Annotated in this window: 1 protein-coding gene; it reads left to right on the forward strand. The window is 40.1% G+C overall.

From position 1 onward, the window contains the following. On the forward strand, positions 1-791 hold a 791-nt coding region (locus ACFIL8_RS11525), incomplete at both ends, for a major capsid protein (protein ID WP_375689914.1).

Raw genomic sequence — 791 nt, forward strand, 5'->3', positions numbered from 1 at the left:
AAACATGATGCTTTCTCAAGCATCACAATGATGAAAGCCATTGAAAACTATGAGTTTCAACCTGGTCTTGTAAGCTCTCTTAATCTTTTTGAGGAAGTTGAAACCAGTACCACAGTGGTTGGTATTGAACGGCGTGATAATACATTTTCGCTTATTCAAACCAGTGAACGTGGCGCACCTTTGACAGAAGGTGATAGAGAGGGTCGTAATCTTCGGTTTTTCAAAACAACACGGATTGCCAAAAGTGATACGGTGAAATCAGAAGAAATCCAAAACCGTCGTGAATTTGGGACAGAAGATCAGTTAGAGACAGCAATGAAATATATTGCCAGAAAACAAAAGAAACTGATTTCTGAAATAGAATTGACATGGGAAAATATGCAGCTTGGCGCTGTTCAAGGGGTGGTTCTTGATGCCGATGGCTCTGTTATTGTCGATTGGTACAAAGAATGGGAAATCGCACCACCAAAGCCGATTGATTTTAAATTAAATAATGAGACAACCAATGTTGCGGACCATGTTGATCAAGTCATTATGAGGATGATTGAAGCTTCAAAAGGAGCATTTTCTGATCGTTCGCGGATTATTGGGCTTTGTGGTAATGAATTCTTTTCCAAGTTGAAAAACCATAAAACAATTCGTGAGACCTATTTAAACACAGCCTTAGCACAGACACTCAATAGCGCCGGAGGTGTTGCAACACCAAGTTCGATTGGCTCTGGGAGCTTTGGTAGTTTTGACTTTGCGGGTGTGACTTTCATTAATTACCGGAGTATTCACAACTATAATGT

This window comes from Bartonella sp. AP57NXGY, assembly GCF_042195805.1.
Classification (GTDB): Bacteria; Pseudomonadota; Alphaproteobacteria; order Rhizobiales; family Rhizobiaceae; genus Bartonella.